The sequence below is a fragment of the Nocardioides sp. genome (assembly GCF_047606145.1).
GTDB lineage: Bacteria > Actinomycetota > Actinomycetes > Propionibacteriales > Nocardioidaceae > Nocardioides.
Window position 1 is genome coordinate 15548 of sequence record NZ_JASGET010000084.1, and the last position, 19399, is coordinate 34946.

The window sequence follows — 19399 nt, forward strand, 5'->3', positions numbered from 1 at the left end:
TGGGGGTATGACACGGCTCCCGTCCGGCACCCGCATCCACGTCGAGATGACGAAGTGGGGCGGCCGGCCGCACTGGTCGTTCGACGGTGTGTACCTCGGCGCCGACGAGCACGGCGACTGGCTCGGCCACCCGGTCGGGACCCGATACGCCCGACCCGGACGCCGATTCGTGGCGGACTGGCTGGCGGTCAGCCTGGTGCCGCATCACGATGCCGCCCATCTGGTCGCCTTCAACCGGCCGAACGACGAGATCGGGGCGGAGGTGTACGTCGACATGAGCACCCCGGCGATCTGGGAGGACACCGTGCTGCGCGCGGTCGACCTCGATCTGGACGTCGCGCGGCGCTGGGACGGCGCCGTCGAGCTCCTCGACGAGGACGAGTTCGAGGCCCATCAGGTCGAGTACGGCTACCCGCCGGAGATCATCACGATGGCCGAGGAGTCGGCGGCCCGGGTCTACGCCGCGGTCAACGGCCGCGAGGCGCCGTACGACGAGACCACGGCTCAGGCCTGGTTCGCGCTGCTCGAGGAGCTCGGCGGCTGAGCCGCCGCGTCCCGGCGATACTGCGACGGCGTGAACGCCAGCACCGTGCGGAAGTCGGCGGCCAGATGTGCCTGATCGGCGTAGCCGAGGTCGGCGGCGATCTCGGCGAGATCGGCTCCCGGGGTGGCGCGCAACCTGGCCGCCGCCTCCTGCAACCGGCGACGCCTGATCATCGCCGCCGGTGAGATCCCGACGTAGCGCCGGGCGAGTCGCTGCAGGGTACGGGTCGAGACCGCCAGCCGCGCCGCCGCCTCCTCCACCCGCCTGACCTCCGGGTCCGCCATGAGCAGCTCGGACATGGCGTTGGCCAGCCGCGCCTGGTCGTCGAGCTCCCCCGCCAACGCCACCAGCCAGTCCGAGAACGCCGCGACCGCGGCGGCGTGGCGACTCGCGGCCTCGCCGGCGTCCATCGCACCGCGGACCGACTCGAGCAGATCGGGAAGCTCCATCACGACATAGGAGTCCCGGGTCTGCGCGGGACGCTCGACCAGGGCGCCCACCGCCGCGGGCCGCAGCAGCGCGCCGACCGCCCAGCCGCGACCGATCAGATCCCGATGCGAGATCCGGGTGGTCGGACCCGCCAGCCCGACCAGGTCCTGCTCGACCACGAGGTTGGAGACCGGATAGGTGACCAGCTCCTGGCGCGAGGAGCGTCCCGGGGCGATGTCCCACTCCGAGATCCAGTACCAGCCGACGAGCTCCACGGCCGCCGGAGGCGGCGGGAGGCGGGTGAGCCGCGGCAGCCGTGCCGGGTAGAGCACGCCGCGGGTCGGATCGACCATGAGCCAAGCCTAGTGAGGCGCAGCCGGGGCTGTCGCGAATCTCCAAGCCGGCACGCGCCGCCGCGGCCTAGCGTCGAACCATGACCACCGACAGCACTCAGACACCGGGCCAGACGCCCGACGAGACCCGCACGACCGGCGTCACCGGCGAGCACACCACGGCCGGCGTACCGCATGGCCTGACCGCCCTCACCCCGTTCCTCGCCATCGCGAACGCCGCGGATGCGCTCGCCTTCTATCGCGACGTCTTCGGAGCCCGGGTCGTGGACACCACCGAGGCCGGCGGCGTCGTCGTGCACGCCGAGCTGGACTTCGGCAACGGCCACCTGCAGCTCGGCGAGCCCGTCGCCGACTACCACCTGGTGCCGGCGCCGGATGGCGAGGAGGACTGCTATTCGCTCGGGCTCTACTGCCCCGACGCCGACGCGCTCACCCAGCGGGCGGTCGCGGCCGGCGCGACGGTGCGGGAGCCTCCGACCACGTTCGTCTCCGGCGACCGGTTCGCCAGCATCCGGGACCCGTACGGCGTGCGCTGGTCGCTGCTCACCAGGGTCGAGGATCTCTCCGAGGCCGAGAGTGCCGCCCGGGTCGCGGAGTGGGCCCGGCAGTTCGCCGGGTCCTAGCCTCGCGATCTCACCCGGCTAGGAGCCGGCGTCCTCCTCGCTCGCCGCCTCGCGCTGGGTACGGCGCCGGTGCCGGCGCTCGCTGCGGGTGAAGTCCCGCAACGGCCCCACCAGCCGCGGACCGGCCAGCCTGGCCTCCAACCGCCGCACCTGGCCACCGAGCGGCTGGGCGACGTACTCGCCCAGGAAGACGCCGGAGGCGAGCGCGACCGCGATCGACGCCGCGGTCACCATCGCCAGCAGCCCCGAGGAGACCTGGGCACTCTTCTCGGCGGCGAGCAGGCTCAGGCCCCGGTAGATCGACAGACCCGGCAGCAGCGGCACCACCGCCGAGACCACCACGACCAGCGGCGGCACCCGTAGCCGCCCGGAGATCGGGAAGCTCACCAGGCCCACCAAGAACGAGGCGATCGCCACCGCGAGCGGCCGGGCGATGTCGCTGGGCATCGCCTCCACGATCCCGGTCGCCACCGCGGCGACCAACGCGATCGGCGCCAGGATCCGGCGCGGTGCATAGGAGGAGTAGGCGAACGCGCCGGCGCCGACCGCCGCACCGAGCAGGGTCAGGCTCACGCTCTGCAGGCTGGTCTGGCCCGGCACGATGGTCGGGATGTCCACCCCGACCGCGTGGGCCAGCGCCAGCCCGCCGCTGACCCCGGCGATGATGCCGGCGGTGGCGAGCAGCGCCTCCAGCAGCCGGGCGCTGGCGGTGATGTGGAAGCCGGTGAGCGCGTCCTGCAACGCACCCATGAACCCGATGCCGGCCAGCAGCACCACGATGTTCGCGGTGATCGACGTCGACACGTCCAGGTCGGTCGGCAGGGCGGCCGCGCCGAGCGCCATCAGGGTGGCGATCCCGGCTCCGGCCACCTGCTGGTAGAAGAACGGCAGCCGACGCCGGTGCAGGGTCAGCTGGACCCGGTCGATGATGGCCGCGGTGACCAGCGCCAGCGCGGCGCCACGCGGGCCGCCGCCCACCTGGACGGTCACCGCGGCCGCCATCAGCGCCAGGCCGAGGGTGACCGCCCACCGCCGCCGGCCGTGGCCGCCGGAGACGATCCGGGCCAGATCCGCCCGGGCCTGGCGCAGGTCGGTCCGGTCGCGCAACACGTCGCGGACCAGGTGGTCCACCTGGGTGAGGTGGTCGTAGTCGATGGTGCGAGCGGTGACCTGCCGGGTCGAGAGCACCGGCAGCTCCTCGTCGGAGGCCTGGTACTGGATCGACAGGTTGACGAAGGTGACGTCGATGCCGACGGTGCGCATCCCGAGATGGCGGGCCAGCGAGCGCATCGTCACCGTCACGTCGGCCGCGCCCGCACCGGAGGAGAGCAGCACCTCTCCGACCCGAAGGCAGAAGTCCAGACTCAGGTTGACTTCGCGTGCGTCCACTCGCCGATGGTGCCAGGCTCAGCCCATGCGGATCGACTTCCACCCCTCCCCCGAGCCCACCCTGGGCGTCGAATGGGAGCTCGCGCTGGTCGACCGGCGTACTCGGGACCTGGTCAACGAGGCGGACCATCTCTTCGCCCGGGCGAAGGCCCGGATGGCCGAGCCCGGCAAGGTCCACCGGGAGTTGTTGCGCAACACCGTCGAGATCGTCACCGGCGTGTGCCACACCGTGCCCGAGGCGATCGCCGACCTGCGGGCCACGCTGGCCGCGGTCCTGCCCGCCTGCGACGACCTCGGCATCGACCTCTACGGCGCGGGCACGCACCCGTTCGCCTCCTGGAGCGGGCAGCAGCTGACCCCCGGGCACCGCTACCAGGAGCTGATCAACCGCACCCAGTGGTGGGGGCGGCAGATGCTCATCTGGGGTGTCCACGTCCACGTCGGTCTGCCCGAGCGCGATCGGGTGATGCCGGTGCTCTCCGGGCTGCTCACCTACTATCCGCATCTGCAGTCGCTGTCGGCCTCCTCCCCGATCTGGGCCGGCGTCGACACCGGGTATGCGAGCAACCGAGCGCTGATGTTCCAGCAGCTGCCCACCGCCGGGTTGCCGTTCCAGTTCGAGACCTGGGCCCAGTTCGAGTCCTTCGCCGAGGACCAGCTGACCACCGGGGTGATCGACGAGCTGAGCGAGGTCCGCTGGGACGTCCGCCCCGCCCCGCACCTGGGCACCCTGGAGACCAGGATCTGCGACGGCGTCTCCACCCTGGGCGAGCTGGCCGCGTTGGTGGCGCTGATCCACACCCTGGTGGTCCATCTCGACGAGCGTGTCGCGGCCGGCGACCCGCTGGTCACCCTGCCGCCCTGGCACGTGCAGGAGAACAAGTGGCGGTCGGCCCGCTACGGCCTGGAGGCGATCGTCATCCTGGACGGCGCCTCCCGGGAGCGGCCGGTCACCGAGGACCTGGCCGATCTGCTCGACCGGCTGTCCCCGACCGCCGACCGCCTCGGCTGTGCGGCCGAGCTGGCGGCAGTGGCCGGGATCGTCGCCAGCGGGGCGTCGTACCAGCGGCAGCGAGCGGTCGCGAAGGCCAGCGGCTTCGACCTGGTGGCGGTGGTCGACTCCGTCGTGCGCGAGCTGCGGACGAGCCTGGACGAGGGTGGCTGAATCCGGCGCGCTCTCAGTGTGCGACCGGGGCCAGCGAGTCGACCGCCTCGACCTCGTCCATCCCGGTCATCACCAGCATGTCCACGATCAGCGAACGCAGCTGCACCAGGATCACCTCGGCGTTGATCACCGTCGAGCGATCCACCTGGCCGGACACCTCACCGACCGCCAGCAGCGACGCCTGTGCGGCGGCGGCCTGACGGCCGGCCATCAACTCGTCGGCCACCTCGTCGGTGGCGTCGGCCAGATCCATCGCCAGCGACGCGTACGACGGCGGCACGGTGCGGCCGTGATGGGCGGCGACGGCCACCTGGCGGACCAGCACCCGGGTGGTCCGCATGGCACGGTCGAGCGGCTCGACCAGGTCCGCCATCCGGCGTACTCCCTCCTTGTGCCGGATCCGGAAGGGCGAGCTGGCGACCACCGCCATCCCCTCGTCCGCCGCCAGCTGCAGCTCGCTGATCAGCGCGTCGGTGGCGCGGGCGTCGGCGAGCACCGCGTACCCGTGGTCGCCCTGCCCCTCCAGCATCACCTGCGCGGCGGCGCGCAGCAGCGCGGACACCTTCGTCACCACCACCGCCGCCTGCTCCCGAGGCCGGCGCAGCGGTGCCGCCGGGACCGCCGTGGCGGCGACCAGCGCGACACCGCCACCGATCAGCGCGTCCGTCCAGCGGGTGAAGGCGGCGCCGCCGGTGGGCAGCACCGTGGCGACGAAGATGGACTGCACCGCCGCCTGGTTGATGAACAGCTGGCTGAACTGGAACAGCAGCGCCGCCGACATCGCCAGCGCGACGATCAGCGCCAGCTGCACCGGTCCGTTGCCGATGGCCCGCACCAGCAGGTCGCCGAGGAGGACGCCGATCGCGACCCCGCAGGTGACCTCGAGGACCCGCCGCAGGCGCTGGCCGTACGACGTCCCCAGACTGACCACCGCGGCGATCGGCGCGAACAGCGGCTCGGTGTGGCCGAGGAGGTCGTTGGCGATGAACCAGGCGGTGCCGGCGGCCAGCGACGCCTGGGCGACGTGCCAGCGCTTGGACCTCCATCGCCCCAGGCGCGCCCGCGTCTCGCTGCGCGCGCGGTGCGACACGCGCCGAAGCTCCATGGGCACGATCCTGCCAGACCGGCGGCGCGGTGACGCTCAGCCTGAGGTGGGCCGGACGGCCGGGGCGGCGGTGGTGCCGGACGGATCCGGGCCCACCTCGTCCAGCGGCATCTCGCCGTACCCACCGCCGAGGGTGTCGGCGACCGCCTGCAATCGGGCCCGGGTGATGTCGGCGACGGTGGCGAACCCCTCGCGGGCCGCGTTCGAGCCGGCTCGGGTGGGCTCGGCGGAGTTGATGCTGAGGCCGCGCCTGGTGCCGCCGTCGGCGAGGTTGGCCAGCACGATCGCGTGGCCGGTCGTGCCGGAGCCGGCGAAGAAGTCCAACACCCGGACGTCGTCGGGCATGGTGCCCAGGATGCGGCGCAGCAACGCGGTGGGCTTGGGCGACTCGAAGACATGCCCGAGGAGGGCCTTGAGCTCGGCGACCGCGGCGTCGGTGGAGCCGATCTCCTCGGCCAGCCAGATGGTGGTCAGCTTCTTGCGTCGGCCAGGGTGGAGCCAGTCCCGCTGGAAGACGTCGATCCGCTCCCCCAGCCGGCCGCGGACCGGCCGGCAGACGAGGTCCTCGGGGCGCTCGGCGATCAGCGCCGCGCTCCACCGCCACACCGCGGGTCGCCCGTCGCCGAAGACCGGGTGGATCTCGACGGCGCCGGCGAACGGCTCCACCCCCACCCGACCGCTCTCCGGGTCGCCCCAGACCGGGAAGTGCATCGTCGGCGCGGTGACCGGGTTGAACTTCTTGTTGGTGTTGCGCAGTGGCAGCCGGCGGTAGGCCCGCCCGTCCGGCGTACGCAGCGGGAAGTCGGCCGGGTCGACGGCCTCGGTCGAGCTCGCCTCCAGCACGCAGGCGCGCGCATCGCGGGCGTAGACCAGCAGGTACTCATGCGAGGTGGCGAATCCCCGGCCGAGCTGGCGGCCCTTCGGGTTGAGGTTGACCACCACCTGGGCGAGCAGGTTGGCCTCGCCGAAGACCTCGTCCATCAGCAGCCGCAGGTGGGCCGCCTCGTTGTCGTCGATCGAGACGAAGATGGCGCCGGCGGGCGCCAGTACGGCGCGGGCGACCTCGAACCGCGGCCGCATCATCTCCGCCCAGGCCCGGTGACGCCCGGCTCGCAGTCCGTCCGTCCCGCGCAGGTCGTCGTGGTAGGCGAAGGCGCTGCCGGTGTTGTACGGCGGGTCGATGTAGATCAGGTCGAACCGGTGCTCCGGCCGGCCGGAGCGGGCGAGCCGGCGCAGCACGTCGAGGTTGTCGCCCTCGACGAAGGTGTTCCACGGCTCCACGGCGTCCTCCCGCGAGCCAGGCTATCGGCCGGTGGGCCGTCTAACCCTGTGTCTCGGCGATCACGGCGAGCCCGAGCGAGGTCACCGGCGCGTAGCACTCCTCGTGCTCCTCGTGGACCTCGGCGCTCAGCACGATCGTGCCCTTGGTCGCCTCCACCGTCACCGCGTCGGGGCCGGCGAGGGTGCAACCGGTGTAGACGATCTGCGCGGCCAGGCTCTCCTTGCCGACCGCCAGCGACAGGCCCTCGACGGCCGCCCGCACCTTCGCCCGGTCGGCTTGACCGAACTGGCGCACGAAACCGTTGATCTGGTCGGGGCTGGTCATCACCAGGGCGGTCGTCCGGCTCTTCACCGCCGCGCTGGGGCTGAAGACGCGCAGCGCCGTGGTGCGCAGCGCCAGGCCGGCGGTGTCACTCGTCGATCCCGCGGAGGAGGTGATGGGATCGGCATCGGGTGCGGAGGTCGAGTCGGTGCCGCAGCCGGTGAGCACGACCACCAGCACGGCACCGATCAGGGACAGCAGACGCGACATGTCCTTGATACTCCTCGGCGGGCCGATCCGTTGCACCTGTCAGGATGCCGGCATGGCACGCTTCACCAAGGCCGAGCTCAACGGCTTCTACGGCGCCGTCGTCCCCGATCTGCTGCCGGACGAACAGCAGGAGCTGCGGCTGCTCTTCGTCGGGATCAACCCCGGGCTGTGGACCGCCGCCACCCAGACGCACTTCGCCCATCCGGTCAACCGGTTCTATCCGGCGCTGCTGCAAGCCGGCATCATCACCGAACCGGTGGATGCCGCCGCCGGGATGAGCCGGACGGACCGGGAGCGGTTCCGCTCGCTGGGCATCGGCATCACCAACCTGGTCAGGCATGCCACCGCACGGGCCTCGGAGCTGACCACGGCGGAGCTTCGCGAGGGCGGCGCCAGGCTCACCGAGCTCGTCGCGCGGCGCCGACCGCGGGTGGTGGCGGTGGCCGGGATCACCGCCTACCGCACCGCGTTCCGCCCGCCGAAGGCCGTCGTGGGGCGCCAGCCCGAGCCGCTCGGGCCGGCCGAGCTGTGGGTGGTGCCCAATCCCAGTGGGCTGAACGCACACGAGACCGTTGCCTCGTTGGCGCAGGCGTACGGCGAGGTCGCGCGGGCGGCCGGCGTGATCGACTGACGCGATCGACCGACGCGCCCACGAACGGACCGCTGGCGCGCCTCGGGCCGTCTATCGGTCGGCCCGACCGGGCCGACCGGATTCAGGAGGTCACCTGGATGCTGGCCTGCGGGTAGGAGACGTCGCCGGCCGCGCCCGCCGAGGGATCGGCCGTCCCCTCGACCGTGCTGGAGTCGACCGTGCTGGAGTCGACCGTGCTGGAGTCGGCCGTGCTGGAGTCGGCCGTGCTGGAGTCGGCCGTGCTGGAGTCGGCCGAGGTGCTCGACGAGCCGCCGGAGGGCGAGGCGTCGGCGGAGCCCTTGCTCGGGCTCGCGCCGGCGGAGGTGTGCTCGGCCACCGGTGTGCCGGGCTCGGTCTGGTCGGGCCCGGTCTGGTCGGGCCCGGTCTGGTCAGGCCTGGTCTCGTCGTCGCTCGGCGTACTCGTCGGGCCGGTGGGGGTGCCGGTGGGGGTGCCGGTGGGAGCCCCGGTCGGGCTGGTCGAGCCGGACGGATTCGGCGTACTGGTCTCGCCGGCGACGGTGATGGTGAGGGCTGCGCTGGCGGTGCCCGGGGCGAGGTCACGGGCGACGAACCGGAATCGGTACTGTGCCGTCCGCCGCGGACTCAGGGTGACCGATCCCGATCCGCCGGAGGCGTCGACCCCGTCGATGGCGTGCCATGTCCCGTTGCCGACCCGCGCCTCCAGCACCATCCAGCCGTGCCAGATCGGGTCACCGTAGCTGTCATGGAGGGTGCCGGTGAGCGTGACCGAGTCGCCCTGGGCGATCTGACGGCGGCCGGAGCCGATGCCGGCGACCGGATCCAGGCCCTCGAGATCGGTGGTCGAGCCGTCGAGACGGAGCGCATCCATGTGGAACGGCTTGCCATCGCAGCCGAAGCCCACGGTGAAGAACCCGGGACCGTCGCCGTGGCGGGCGGTGAACGCGGCGATGCTCGCCGATCCGGCCCGGGAGAGGGTACGCCGCCTGGCCGTGTCGACCAGCGTCCAGGAGTAGCGCAGGTCGGTGGCGTCGTCGGAGGACCACGTTCCCGAGGCGGTCACCGGGGCACGTCCGATCCACATCCGGGCGTCGCGGCCGCGGACGGCGTAGCCGACGTAGGCGACACCAGTGGAGGTGCCGGCATCGGCGATGGCGGACATCCCGACGTCGGAGGTGGTGGCGACGTCGTCGACGTGGGCGAGCATCCCGACGGCGTTGCCCCCGGCGAGGTCGTAGCCGAGGCTGCGCTGTCCCGCGGGCGGCGTCGCCGGCCCGAGCGCGACGGTGGGCTGCAACGTCTCACCGGTGCGGCTGAACAGGCTCGCACAGCCGACGTAGGAGAGCTGCACCCGGCTGCCGAGCGGGAAGTGCGTGCCGTGTACGACGCCGTCGTCGGCCTGGGCGACGGTGACGGCGCCGACGGACAGGGCGACCGCGGCCGTGGTCGTGACCACTGCCCTCCTGACAGCCGTGCCTCGTCGCACTGCAAACCGCCTTCGCCGCCCGCCGCCGGTCCTGGGCCCATCCTCTCCCGATCACCCTAGTCGGGAACCCGTTCGCCCGGAACAGCTCGGCAACATCACCGAGATCGGGTACCCGTGCTCCTCGGATGCGTTGCGGTGAGGACACCGAAGGCGATCATTCGGTTGTCGGTGTGGAACAGCTCCGAGCACGTGGTGAGCGTGATCAGCCGCTGCCCCTGCCGCTGCGCCGGCTCGACGCCACCGTCGGGGTTGTGCGGGAGCGGGTCGATCACCCATCCTGCCGTGAACGGCACCACCAGGTCGTCGCCACCGGTGGTGAGGGTGTAGACGTAGGTGGTGTCCCGGGTGACGACCCGGATGACGTCGCCCACCCGCAGGTCGGGCATCTGGCGCAGCGGCTCGCCATGGGTGACCCGGTGGGCGGCGAGGGCGTAGTTCCCGACCTGTCCGGGCCCGGCGGTGCCGGTGAAGTGCCCGAAGCCGGCGGCCAGCACCTCCTCCGAGGTGCCCGTGAAGACGGGGACCTCGTAGTCCGCGCCGAAGCGCGGGATCTCGATGAGCGCCTGGGTCGTGCCGAAGTCGGTCGTGGCCGCCCGGTGGCCCCCGCGCCAGGCGGCGTGCAGTTCCTTGCGGGCCTCGGCCTGATGACGATGGCTGACCCAGTTGGTGCCCCAGAACTGCCAGCCCACGTAGCCAAGCAGGCAGAGCCCGGCCAGCACGAGCACGATCCCGGCGTAGAACACCCCCCGGCGCGGCGCCGAAGACGCGTCGGCGCCGCGACGTCTCTCCCCCATGGCGCTCATCTTGGCAAAGGTCCCTCGCCCAGGTCCGGCGGGTCGGGCGTGGATGAGCCTCCTGCCCCGCCGGTTGGCGCCATAGGGCAGGCTAGGAGGAGCAACCTGCGGAGGTGCAAGGTGATCGACGAACAGCCCACGACGGCCCAGACCCGGGGCTCCGAGACGACACTCGAGGTGGCGACCGAGGCGGCACCCGACTCGACCGAGGTCTCCACGGTGCTCCAGCAACTGGTGGACCGGTTCGATCGCCCCGAGGTGAGTCACGACGACGAACAGGTGGCGGCACGGCTACGGGAGCTGCAGCGGGACTTCACCCGCTTCCGGTTGCGCTACAAGTTCGCCATCGACGAGATCACCACCAAGATCGCGATCCTGCGCGAGGAGTTCGAGCAGACCCATGACCACAACCCCATCGAGCATGTCCGCACCCGGCTGAAGTCCCCGGAGAGCATCTTCAGCAAGGCGGCACGGATCGGGGTGCCGCTGGTGATCCCGGAGATCCAGCGCCACATCCACGACATCGCCGGGGTGCGCCTCACCTGTGCCTTCGAGTCCGACGTCTACTGGATCGCCGACATGCTGACCGGCCAGTCCGATGTGACGGTGATCGAGGTCGAGGACTACATCGCCAGGCCCAAGCCGAACGGGTATCGCAGCCTCCACCTGATCGTGCAGGTGCCGGTCTACCTCTCCGACCGGACCGAGCACGTCGAGGTCGAGCTGCAGATCCGCACCATCGCGATGGACTTCTGGGCGAGCGTGGAGCACAAGATCTACTACAAGTACGACGGCGAGGTGCCCACCGGCCTGCTGGACGAGCTGCGGGTCGCGGCCGCGACCGCGCACGATCTCGACGCCCGGATGGCCCGGCTGCGGTCCGAGACTCAGAAGCTCAGCTCGCCCGGCCGCTGAGCCGGCGTCGATCCCTTCGATCATTCCCGATGCCTCACCTCCAGGTGCTCAGAGCCGGTTTCGCGCCGGTGAAGGGGACCGCTCATCGGTCGTTCGACGAGGTGAGGCTCTCCCCCGGCGGCGTGGTCGGCGATCGGCGCTACGCGCTGATCGCGCGGCACGGTGGCGCGGCACGGGTGTTGAAGACGGTGCAGCACCCCGAGCTCGTCACCGTGCATGCGGCGTGCCGCGGCACCGAGCTCGAGGTCCGCCTTCCCGGCGGCGAGCTCCTGCGGGCCACGCCAACGCCCACCGGCGAGCGCGTCACGGCCGACTTCTGGGGCCGTCCGGCCCGGATGCAGATCCTCGGGCCCGACTTCGACGAGGCGTTCTCGGACCTGGTCGGCGCACCGGTGCGGCTGGCGGCGACCGCACCGCGCGAGGTGGTCTACGGCGGCACCGTCTCGATCGTGGGCTCGGCATCGCTGGCCGCGCTGGCAGACCGCGTTCAGGAGCCGGTGGCGGCGGCCCGCTTCCGGGCCAACCTGGTGGTCGCCACCGACGTGCCGTTCGTCGAGGAGAGCTGGCGGGGCCGTCTCGCCCGGATCGGGTCCGCCGTGGTCCGGATCGACGGGTCGATCCCACGATGCGCGGTCATCGACATCGACCCGCGGGACGGCGCCCGCGGCACGCACCTGCTCAAGGAGCTGACCGTCTTCCGACCGTGCAACGCGCGCGGCGAGCCGGCGTTCGGTGTCTTCGCGGAGGTGATCGAGCCGGGCAGTTGGCGGGCAGGTCGCTGATCACGACACCTCCTCCCTCTGCGATCGGTGCGCATGACGGAGGATCGAGGCCGCCGGCTCCGGAAGCAGCTCGGCCAGATGCATGGTCGCCCGGAGCTCCTGGGAGTCCAGACTCTGCCGTCCCAGCGCGACGGACATCCCGGGGCGGACCAGTAGCGCAGCGACGCAGGCGAGCCCGTCCAGACCGAGATGCTCGATCAGGGCCGTCGCGCCGCCGTACTTCTCGACCAGCAGCCCTGGCAGCACCCAGGGGATGTCGGAGAGCAGCGAGAAGTCGAAGAGCTCCGTGCGAATGTGCCGGTCCGGGTCGTCGACCACCTGCGCACACCCGCGCTCGAGGATCTCGACCCACCTGGGCGGATCGTCCGCGACCGCCCGCGCGACCGGCTCCGGCACCAGCAGCGGCGCGCTCTCGAACATCGCCTCGCAGGGCGTCGGATCGTCGCCGATCGGCACCACCCGCCCGAGCACCCATTCGCCCTTGTCGACGAGCACGGCGGCACCGAGGTTGATCGTCCGCACCCGCTCCTCGGACGGATCGCGCCAATGAAGGAGCTTCGGCTCGAGCTCGACCAGCTGCAGTGCCCGCATCGGCGCATGCCCCCACTGCCGAACCCGGTCGGCAGCCGCAACCAGCTCCGGCGAGGCGCCGTACCTCAGGAATCGGTCGAGCCCGCCGTAGTCGTAGAGGTGGGTCTGCCAGCAGACCCAGTCATGGTCGAGGATCTGGTCCTCGTCGAGATGGGCATGGTGGACGCCGGGGGCGCGACGCACCGCCCGGGCGGTGGCGACCGCGCGACCGAGCCGGCCACGCTGGTCCCGGCCGCGATGATGATGCGCTTGGGCGAGCAGCCAGCGGGAGGTGGCCCAGCGCGGCAGCAGTGGACCGAACTCCTCCAGCTGCAGGAGCCGCTCGATCCGAGCCGGTCGCCAGAGCCGCCTGCCACGCCAGTCATCGGGCACTGAGGCGATCGCCCGAAGCGCCGCGGCGACGTTGCCCCGCTCCTCGGCGGCGTCGGCGGCGAACATCGCATGCAGATAGCGGGAGTCGGGTGACCGCATCTGCGGACGCGGACCGAGGCGGACCGACGGACGTGGTCGATGATGCGGGTGCCGATGCGGGCGGGTCATGCCCCCACCGAACCGCGAACGCAGCCAACGCGCACCCCCGCCTCCGGTCGCTGGGGACAACCACGACCTTCCACAGCACAAGCGCCGAAACCTGGACATCTCGTCGACCGCTCGCTCTCCACAACCGATGGTCAGGGGCTGGCGAGGAGCGCGTGAGCGGCCGATACTTCACACCAAGCGTCGACGACGCGATCTCGGGAAGGACGTCAGATGAGACGTACGACGATCACCAGCATCGTGCTCCTGCTCGGCGTCGCGACCCCACTGAGCGGGTGTGGCGACGACAGCCCTGGTTCCGCGCCGACACCGTCCACCGTGATCACCACCGTCGACGACCCGACCCCCACCACCAGCCCCACCGCCGGCCGGCCGCAACCGCCGAGGATGCCCGCCGCCGCCCGCAGGCACACCCTGGCGGGCGCCAAGGCGTTCACTCGCTACTTCGTTGAGGTTCTCAACTACATGACGGCGACTGCTGACGCAACCATCCTGGCCAGCCTGGCCTCGGAGAACTGCGATACTTGCGAATCCGTTCGTCTTCATGAAAAGAAGATTCGCCGGCGTAATGGCGTCATATCAGGTGGACTTCACACTGCGCGAAACATCATTGCCTACCACGCGATCGACAACGACCCCTCATCTCCGATAATTGTTCAGATGAAGCTTCACACCACTCAAGAAAAGATTTCTTACCCCACTGGGAAATTAGATGTCTTTCCAACGGTCACCTCAAGAATGGAAATGACAATCGTCCAAGTCCGTCACGGGTGGAAGATCTCAACGTGGGCCTTACTAGATTAGCCACCCGAGTCGCCGCGTGCCTCCTATGCTTGGGGGTGCTTGTCGCTCCTCACCGCCAGGCTATCGCGGCACCATTCGGCGTAGACGTCACACCGAACCAGCCCGATGGCGATCTCGAGATCGGCATGAAAGAGGCGCACCACGATCACAGTCAGACAACATCGTCGGACTCGACGAACTCAACGACAGGAACACGTCCCGCGGACGGCCGATGGGTCGAGGCAATCGAGTGCATCGGTTCAGCCTACGCGGAGTGCGCGCGGAGATCTCACTGCGATGACGGCAGCGTTGCCATCGGATGGGGATACTGGCTGAGCAATGACAGCAGTCGGTCGAATTACGGGCAGATATGCGGATCGACGCTGTCGACCGGACAAAGGATCGAGCTCACTCGCGACAGCATCGAGAGCGCCTTCTTCCGCATACCGCTGCCCGAGGCCCCGTTGAAGGTCCAACCTCCCGGCGGCCTCACGCTGGTCAACTTCGACACGATCTTCTACACCGTCCGCGAGCCGTTCGACCGATCCGTGAGGCTCCTGGGCCACCGCATCGACTTCCACATCAGGCCCAGCCGATTCCACTGGTACTTCGACGACGGCGACGACACGACCACCACCACTCCGGGCGAACCGTATTCGGGTCAGGCGCGCTTGAGTCGCGACATCACCCACCGCTATCTGACCAAGGACACCTTCCACCCACACCTCGACGTCACCTACGCCGCGAGCTACAGCATCGACGGTCGCGCGCGTCGACCGGTCGACGGCACCGTCACCATCCAGGGCTCGCCACACGACCTCACCACGCTGACCGCCAGCCCTCATCTGGAGGGCTGAGGCCCGGCCGTCGCGCCGGACCGGCGAGTTCGGCCGGATCGCGGCTCCCCCTCCCCCAGCCCCCGCCGAGACCCCGCCACGACTCCTCCACCACGTCCGCGACGTGCCCGCGACGTCTGTCAGCCTGCCGTCGACGCCCGTGCTTGGCGCACACCCCGACGCATGGTTGCATGGCGTCGTGCAGCCCGAGGCCGTGGACGTGATCGACCGCAAGATCATCGATCAGCTGCGCATCGACGGGCGGCGTTCCTTCGGGGAGATCGGCCGCTACGTCGGGCTCTCCGAGGCCAGCGTCCGAGCCCGCTACCGCCGGCTGCTCGGCCTGGGGATCGTGCAGGTGGTCGGGATGCCCAACGCCACCAGGATGGGCTTCCTCGAGGCGCACCTCTCGATCCGGGTGCGCGGTGCGACCCTGGCCAGCGTGGCGGATGCGCTTTCGGAGATGCCGGGTGTGAAGTTCGTCGGCGCCGCCATCGGCAGCTTCGACCTGACGGTCGACGTGCGGTTCGACGACAACGCGCACCTCGCGGAGTTCCTCTCCGAGAAGGTGCGCCGGATCCCCGGCGTCGACGTCGTGGAGACGGCGACCGTGCTCGAGATCATCAAGGAGACCTACGTCTGGGCCGGCTTCCGCGAGCCGGTGGACCGTCCCACCCGGCCACACCCCACCAGCGGCGCCGTCAGCTGACGCCGCCACCTCCCTGTGCGCGCTCGCCCGAGAGATCGCGCAGCCCGGTCCAGGAGTAGTCCTTGTAGAGGCGGGTCAGTACGGCCTGGTCGATCGAGGCGACGCCCGGCGTACGGCGTAGCTCGTCGAGCAGATCCGCCAGCTGACCGAGGTCGCGGGGCGTGGCCTCCACCCAGATGTCGTGACTGCCCGCCAGGAGCGCGATCTGCCCGATCATCGGGATGTTCTCCAGCGAGCGCGCCACCGCCCGCGGCGTCAGCTTGCGCACCGTGAGCAGGAGCCGCACGGACTGGTGGCCGAGGGTGAGCGGGTTGCACAACGCCACGATGCGCAGCGTGCCGTCGGAGGTGAGACGCTGCACCCGCGCCCGCACGGTCCCCTCGGAGACGCCGAGGATCGAGGCCATCTCCGTGAACGTGCGCCGACCATCCTCCCCGAGCAGCTCGACGAGTCGTCGGTCGATCTCATCGACTGCCATGCGACCCATGGTCCCATCACCCTCAGCGGGCCTTCTCAGGCGGTGGCTCTCGCCTGCACGGATGCCTCGATCTCTCGCGCCAGCCGCACCATCGCGGCATTGTCGGCCGCCACGGCGCCATCATCGAGGACGAGCGTGTCCTCGAAGCCGACGCGTGTCTCCACGCCGTCCTCGAACGCCGCCCGCACCAACGGCCAGGCCGTGGCGTCGTAGCCGTGGTAGAGCAGCGGGGCCGTCACGCCGGCCGCCCGGATCCGCTCGGCCATCGCGCGTGCGTGCGCCACCGCCACCGTGGGATCCGCATCCTCGGGCTCGATCAGGATGCGCACGTTGCGCTCCAGACTCGGGGCCGCGAGCAGGGCCGGTACGTCGGCCAGCGCCCACACCGCGGACTCGAGCACGAGACCCTTGGCCAGCACGAGGTCGGCCGCCTCGGCGGCTCCCTCCTCACAGAAGGCGACGCTCGCGAAGTCGAGCGGGACGTCGTCGGGCCAGGCCTCGACCAGGCGCATGCGCTCGGCGTGTCCGGAACAGGTCCACAGCCCGGTCGTGGTCCCGAGCACGACGCCGGGGGCGTCTGCGCGCACCGCCTCGACCATCGCGCGGATGTCGTCGGGGTGGATGGTCTGACCGCCGTCGGCCCGCCGGGCGTGGGCATGCACGACATCGGCGCCGGCGGCGACGGCCTCGCGACCGGCGGCGGCGATCTCGGCCGGGGTGATCGGCACGGCCGCGTTCTCGGCGTACGACCGCCCGCCGTTGACGGCGGCCTTGATGAGCGCGCTCACGACGCAGTGGTCCCACGCTCGGCGAGCAGGGACTCGATCGCGGCGGTCGCCCCGGTGAGGTCGCCGAGACGGGCGCCGGCGAGGACCTCGGCGAGGAGAGCAGGCTCCTCGGCATCGTCGGCGAGAGCCGTGTCGACGAGCGCCTCCACGACGGCCGGCGCGGCGGCGAAGACGCCGTTGCGGTCGGCCAGCACGACGTCACCGGACGTCACCGTGACGCCGCCGACGCTCACCGGGACGTGCAGCCCACCGGCGTCGAGGTGCAGCAGCTTGGTGGTGAGCACGCTGCGCCCGCGCGCGTAGACGGGCAGCCCGAGCGGCTCGACCTGGTCGAGATCGGTCATCACACCGTCGATGACGACGCCGACCGCCCCACGGGCGTGCAGCGTGACCGCCAGCACCTCCCCGACCGGTGCGTGCCGGGTGTCACCGCCGGTGTCGATGACGAAGACGTCGCCCGGCCGGCAGTGGCCGGCCGCGTGGTGCAGGACGGTGGAGTCCTGCCCGGTCAGTCGCACCGAGATCGCCCGGCCGACGACGCGGCCCCGGCCGCACTGGCGCTGGATCGCGGGATCGAGGAATCCCTCTTCGAGGTAGTGCCCCAGGGTGGGGAAGGAGACCCGGCGCAGTCGCTCGAGCAGGGCGTCGGACAGCTGGGCGGGCGGGGTCCCGAGGGTGAAGGACATGACTCTCTTTCGGATCAGGGATGGGTCAGGCGGGGAGCTCGACGGTCATCTCCAACCGCCGGTTGGCCAGGGCGGGGAGCGACTCACGAACCTCGGCGGTGCGGTCGAGCGAGACCGTGACGAGGGCTACGCCGCTGGGGGTGGGGCCGAGTCCCGCACGGACGACGCCCAGCGGATCGACGGCCAGGCTGGTGCCGATGCAACTGGAGGCGCTGGATCCCGAGGCGAGCACCCAGCAGGTGTTCTCGATCGCGCGGGCCCGGACCAGCGTGGTCCAGTGGTCCTCCTTGACCGGACCGGCGACCCAGGCCGCCGAGACCGAGAGGACATCGGCTCCGCGGTTGACAAGGTCGCGGGTCAGCTCGGGGAAGCGGATGTCGTAGCAGTTGACCAGTCCGATGGCGACGCCCTCGACCATCACGACGGGGGGGAGCTCCTGCCCGGGCACGACGTAGTCGGACTCCTGATAGGAGAACGCGTCGTACAGGTGGAGCTTGCGGTAGGTCGTGACCACCTCGCCGCGCGGATTGAGCACGACGATCGTGTTGTAGGGGCGAGCCTCACCCGACGGCTCGTAGCCACCCGCGATGATCCACACATCCTGGGCGACGGCCAGCTCCGACAAGGTCGTCAAGAAGAGCGGCCACTCCTGCGCCACCACCTCGGCGACTGCTCCTTCGACGTCGCCGGCGACCAGCATCGCCTCCTCGGGGAGCACGACCAGTCGCGCGTCCACCCCGGCGGCCTCGGTGACGAGTCGGGCGACCTCGGCACGGTTCGACGCTCCGTCGACACCCGGAGCCATCTGGGCCACGGCAGCCACCAGCGACGGGTTGCCGTTCATGCGCCCTCTCCCTCGGCGTCGGCGGGAAGCACCAGACCGGCGGCGTCGGGCCAGGAGATCCAGACCGGACCACCGTCCGGCACCCCGGCCAGGGCGGTGGTCAGGTCGCCGCTCGGGACCCGGGCGGACAGGACGGGTCCATCGATCGCCGTACGGACCCGATAGATCCACTCGTCGCCGAGGAAGACGCGCTCGGTCACGAGGCCCTCGATGCCGCCGGGGATCTCGGTGGCGGACAGCGAGACCCGCTCGGGTCGTACGGCGAGAACCACCGGTCCGGCCGATGTCCGCTCGGGAGCCACCGCCGGCACCGGCCCGAGACCGGGCACCACGACCTGCCGGGCGGAGCCGTCGACCACGGCGGCATCGAACAGATTGCAACTGCCGATGAAGGAGGCGACGAACCGCGACGCCGGGGCGTCGTAGATCTCTGTGGGGCTGGCGACCTGGAGCACCCGGCCGCGGTTCATCACCGCGATCCGGTCGCTCATGGTCAGTGCCTCCTCCTGATCGTGCGTCACGTAGATGAAGGTGATCCCGACCTCACGCTGGAGCCGCTTGAGCTCGAACTGCATCTCCTTGCGAAGCTTCTGATCGAGCGCACCCAGCGGCTCGTCCAGGAGGACGACGGCCGGACGACCGACGACGGCCCGGGCGAGCGCCACCCGCTGGCGCTGCCCACCGGACAGCTCGGCCGGCTTGCGCTTGGCGAAGTCGCCCAGCCGCACCAGCTCGAGCGCCTCCCGCACCCGCCTGTCGAGCTCGGCCTTCGGGGTGCGGCGTACCCGCAGTTCGAAGGCGACGTTCTCGTAGACGGTCAGGTGAGGGAACAGGGCGTAGCTCTGGAAGAGCATGTTGAGGTCCCGCTGCCGGGTGGGCACCCGGTCGACGACGGCGCCATCCAACTCGATGGATCCGGCGGTCGGCGCCTCGAAGCCGGTGATCATCCTCATGAGGGTGGTCTTGCCGCAGCCCGAGGGACCGAGGATCGAGAAGAACTCGTTGCGACCGATCTCGAGGTCGAGGGGCTCGACCACGAGATTGTCGCCGAAGGACTTCGTGATCCCTCTGAGCCGGACGGCCGGTCGCTCCGGGGATGAGGCAGGTGCGGGCTGGGTCATCGGGGTGCTCTCCGTGCA

The 19399-nt window shown here is 71.0% G+C and carries 22 protein-coding genes; 9 read left to right on the forward strand and 13 right to left on the reverse strand.

The features are described 5' to 3' along the window. Window positions 1-7: 7 nt before the first annotated feature. Window positions 8-544, forward strand: coding sequence for a DUF402 domain-containing protein (locus QM638_RS10070; RefSeq protein WP_415141834.1), 537 nt, complete (start codon window positions 8-10; stop codon window positions 542-544). Here QM638_RS10070 and QM638_RS10075 read toward each other — a convergent pair. Beyond that, window positions 505-1326, reverse strand: coding sequence for a helix-turn-helix domain-containing protein (locus QM638_RS10075; RefSeq protein WP_415141835.1), 822 nt, complete (start codon window positions 1324-1326; stop codon window positions 505-507). The two genes, QM638_RS10070 and QM638_RS10075, sit on opposite strands and share 40 nt — an antisense overlap. An 80-nt stretch (window positions 1327-1406) precedes the next feature. Between QM638_RS10075 and QM638_RS10080 the strand changes: the two genes are divergently transcribed. After that, a complete protein-coding gene (locus QM638_RS10080; protein ID WP_415141836.1) occupies window positions 1407-1949 on the forward strand; it encodes a VOC family protein in 543 nt (180 codons plus the stop codon). 18 nt (window positions 1950-1967) lie between these two features. Here the strand turns inward: QM638_RS10080 and QM638_RS10085 are convergent, their stop codons facing one another. Beyond that, a complete protein-coding gene (locus QM638_RS10085) occupies window positions 1968-3338 on the reverse strand; it encodes a threonine/serine ThrE exporter family protein (RefSeq protein WP_415141837.1) in 1371 nt (456 codons plus the stop codon). Window positions 3339-3363: 25 nt separating this feature from the next. Here QM638_RS10085 and QM638_RS10090 point away from each other — a divergent pair, with 25 nt between their 5' ends. After that, on the forward strand, window positions 3364-4503 hold the full coding sequence (locus QM638_RS10090) for a glutamate--cysteine ligase (RefSeq protein ID WP_415141838.1): 1140 nt from the start codon (window positions 3364-3366) through the stop codon (window positions 4501-4503). 13 nt (window positions 4504-4516) lie between these two features. Here QM638_RS10090 and QM638_RS10095 read toward each other — a convergent pair whose 3' ends face one another. Genes QM638_RS10095 through QM638_RS10105 form a run of 3 tightly spaced genes read right to left on the reverse strand, consistent with a single transcriptional unit; the run spans window position 4517 to window position 7421 of the window. After that, window positions 4517-5608 carry an FUSC family protein gene (locus QM638_RS10095; protein ID WP_415141839.1) on the reverse strand — a complete coding sequence of 364 codons (1092 nt, stop codon included), beginning with the start codon at window positions 5606-5608 and terminating at the stop codon, window positions 4517-4519. 36 nt (window positions 5609-5644) lie between these two features. Next, a complete protein-coding gene (locus tag QM638_RS10100) occupies window positions 5645-6889 on the reverse strand; it encodes a site-specific DNA-methyltransferase (protein ID WP_415141840.1) in 1245 nt (414 codons plus the stop codon). A gap of 40 nt (window positions 6890-6929) precedes the next feature. Beyond that, the gene (locus QM638_RS10105) at window positions 6930-7421 is read right to left on the reverse strand and encodes a hypothetical protein (protein ID WP_415141841.1); all 492 of its coding nucleotides are present in this window, start codon (window positions 7419-7421) and stop codon (window positions 6930-6932) included. Between the two features lie 52 nt (window positions 7422-7473). Here QM638_RS10105 and QM638_RS10110 point away from each other — a divergent pair, with 52 nt between their 5' ends. Then, window positions 7474-8052 (forward strand): mismatch-specific DNA-glycosylase, encoded by a 579-nt coding sequence (locus QM638_RS10110; RefSeq protein ID WP_415141842.1) that lies wholly within the window; start codon window positions 7474-7476, stop codon window positions 8050-8052. An 82-nt stretch (window positions 8053-8134) separates the two neighbouring features. Here the strand turns inward: QM638_RS10110 and QM638_RS10115 are convergent, their stop codons facing one another. Next, window positions 8135-9487, reverse strand: a complete 1353-nt coding sequence (locus tag QM638_RS10115; protein ID WP_415141843.1) for a hypothetical protein — start codon at window positions 9485-9487, stop codon at window positions 8135-8137. A gap of 125 nt (window positions 9488-9612) precedes the next feature. Further along, the gene (locus QM638_RS10120) at window positions 9613-10311 is read right to left on the reverse strand and encodes a class E sortase (protein ID WP_415141844.1); all 699 of its coding nucleotides are present in this window, start codon (window positions 10309-10311) and stop codon (window positions 9613-9615) included. Window positions 10312-10431: 120 nt separating this feature from the next. On the opposite strand from QM638_RS10120, the gene QM638_RS10125 reads away from it, so the two are divergent. Continuing rightward, window positions 10432-11226 carry a GTP pyrophosphokinase gene (locus tag QM638_RS10125; protein ID WP_415141845.1) on the forward strand — a complete coding sequence of 265 codons (795 nt, stop codon included), beginning with the start codon at window positions 10432-10434 and terminating at the stop codon, window positions 11224-11226. Window positions 11227-11255: 29 nt separating this feature from the next. After that, window positions 11256-12008 carry an MOSC domain-containing protein gene (locus QM638_RS10130; protein WP_415141846.1) on the forward strand — a complete coding sequence of 251 codons (753 nt, stop codon included), beginning with the start codon at window positions 11256-11258 and terminating at the stop codon, window positions 12006-12008. Here QM638_RS10130 and QM638_RS10135 read toward each other — a convergent pair whose 3' ends face one another. After that, a complete protein-coding gene (locus tag QM638_RS10135; RefSeq protein ID WP_415141847.1) occupies window positions 12009-13070 on the reverse strand; it encodes a hypothetical protein in 1062 nt (353 codons plus the stop codon). Between the two features lie 279 nt (window positions 13071-13349). Here QM638_RS10135 and QM638_RS10140 point away from each other — a divergent pair, with 279 nt between their 5' ends. From QM638_RS10140 to QM638_RS10150, 3 genes are all read left to right on the forward strand, one after another. Next, the gene (locus QM638_RS10140; protein WP_415141848.1) at window positions 13350-13940 is read left to right on the forward strand and encodes a DUF6318 family protein; all 591 of its coding nucleotides are present in this window, start codon (window positions 13350-13352) and stop codon (window positions 13938-13940) included. A 35-nt stretch (window positions 13941-13975) separates the two neighbouring features. Continuing rightward, window positions 13976-14776, forward strand: coding sequence for a hypothetical protein (locus QM638_RS10145; RefSeq protein WP_415141849.1), 801 nt, complete (start codon window positions 13976-13978; stop codon window positions 14774-14776). A gap of 178 nt (window positions 14777-14954) precedes the next feature. Continuing rightward, on the forward strand, window positions 14955-15464 hold the full coding sequence (locus tag QM638_RS10150; RefSeq protein ID WP_415141850.1) for an Lrp/AsnC family transcriptional regulator: 510 nt from the start codon (window positions 14955-14957) through the stop codon (window positions 15462-15464). On the opposite strand, the gene QM638_RS10155 is transcribed toward QM638_RS10150, so the two are convergent. From QM638_RS10155 to QM638_RS10175, 5 genes are read right to left on the reverse strand one after another with little or no spacing between them, the layout of a single operon-like run. Next, window positions 15457-15942 carry an Lrp/AsnC family transcriptional regulator gene (locus tag QM638_RS10155; RefSeq protein ID WP_415141851.1) on the reverse strand — a complete coding sequence of 162 codons (486 nt, stop codon included), beginning with the start codon at window positions 15940-15942 and terminating at the stop codon, window positions 15457-15459. The two genes, QM638_RS10150 and QM638_RS10155, sit on opposite strands and share 8 nt — an antisense overlap. Before the next feature lie 35 nt (window positions 15943-15977). Continuing rightward, window positions 15978-16730, reverse strand: coding sequence for a 3-keto-5-aminohexanoate cleavage protein (locus tag QM638_RS10160; RefSeq protein ID WP_415141852.1), 753 nt, complete (start codon window positions 16728-16730; stop codon window positions 15978-15980). Continuing rightward, window positions 16727-17416, reverse strand: a complete 690-nt coding sequence (locus tag QM638_RS10165; protein WP_415141853.1) for an RraA family protein — start codon at window positions 17414-17416, stop codon at window positions 16727-16729. Before QM638_RS10165 ends, QM638_RS10160 begins: the two co-directional genes overlap by 4 nt. Before the next feature lie 25 nt (window positions 17417-17441). Next, a complete protein-coding gene (locus QM638_RS10170; RefSeq protein WP_415141854.1) occupies window positions 17442-18260 on the reverse strand; it encodes a carbon-nitrogen hydrolase family protein in 819 nt (272 codons plus the stop codon). Further along, window positions 18257-19381: an ABC transporter ATP-binding protein gene (locus tag QM638_RS10175; protein ID WP_415141855.1), complete on the reverse strand. Its 1125-nt coding sequence runs from the start codon at window positions 19379-19381 to the stop codon at window positions 18257-18259. Before QM638_RS10175 ends, QM638_RS10170 begins: the two co-directional genes overlap by 4 nt. Window positions 19382-19399 lie beyond the last annotated feature (18 nt).

Coding starts and splice junctions, on each gene's coding strand:
- QM638_RS10095 (WP_415141839.1), bottom strand. CDS start 5,608: ATGGAGCTTCGGCGCGTGTCGCACCGCGCGCGCAGCGAGACGCGGGCG.
- QM638_RS10120 (WP_415141844.1), bottom strand. CDS start 10,311: ATGGGGGAGAGACGTCGCGGCGCCGACGCGTCTTCGGCGCCGCGCCGG.
- QM638_RS10105 (WP_415141841.1), bottom strand. CDS start 7,421: ATGTCGCGTCTGCTGTCCCTGATCGGTGCCGTGCTGGTGGTCGTGCTC.
- QM638_RS10155 (WP_415141851.1), bottom strand. CDS start 15,942: ATGGCAGTCGATGAGATCGACCGACGACTCGTCGAGCTGCTCGGGGAG.
- QM638_RS10080 (WP_415141836.1), top strand. CDS start 1,407: ATGACCACCGACAGCACTCAGACACCGGGCCAGACGCCCGACGAGACC.
- QM638_RS10090 (WP_415141838.1), top strand. CDS start 3,364: ATGCGGATCGACTTCCACCCCTCCCCCGAGCCCACCCTGGGCGTCGAA.
- QM638_RS10140 (WP_415141848.1), top strand. CDS start 13,350: ATGAGACGTACGACGATCACCAGCATCGTGCTCCTGCTCGGCGTCGCG.
- QM638_RS10135 (WP_415141847.1), bottom strand. CDS start 13,070: ATGCGGTCACCCGACTCCCGCTATCTGCATGCGATGTTCGCCGCCGAC.
- QM638_RS10165 (WP_415141853.1), bottom strand. CDS start 17,416: ATGTCCTTCACCCTCGGGACCCCGCCCGCCCAGCTGTCCGACGCCCTG.
- QM638_RS10070 (WP_415141834.1), top strand. CDS start 8: ATGACACGGCTCCCGTCCGGCACCCGCATCCACGTCGAGATGACGAAG.
- QM638_RS10075 (WP_415141835.1), bottom strand. CDS start 1,326: ATGGTCGATCCGACCCGCGGCGTGCTCTACCCGGCACGGCTGCCGCGG.
- QM638_RS10175 (WP_415141855.1), bottom strand. CDS start 19,381: ATGACCCAGCCCGCACCTGCCTCATCCCCGGAGCGACCGGCCGTCCGG.
- QM638_RS10130 (WP_415141846.1), top strand. CDS start 11,256: ATGCCTCACCTCCAGGTGCTCAGAGCCGGTTTCGCGCCGGTGAAGGGG.
- QM638_RS10170 (WP_415141854.1), bottom strand. CDS start 18,260: ATGAACGGCAACCCGTCGCTGGTGGCTGCCGTGGCCCAGATGGCTCCG.
- QM638_RS10110 (WP_415141842.1), top strand. CDS start 7,474: ATGGCACGCTTCACCAAGGCCGAGCTCAACGGCTTCTACGGCGCCGTC.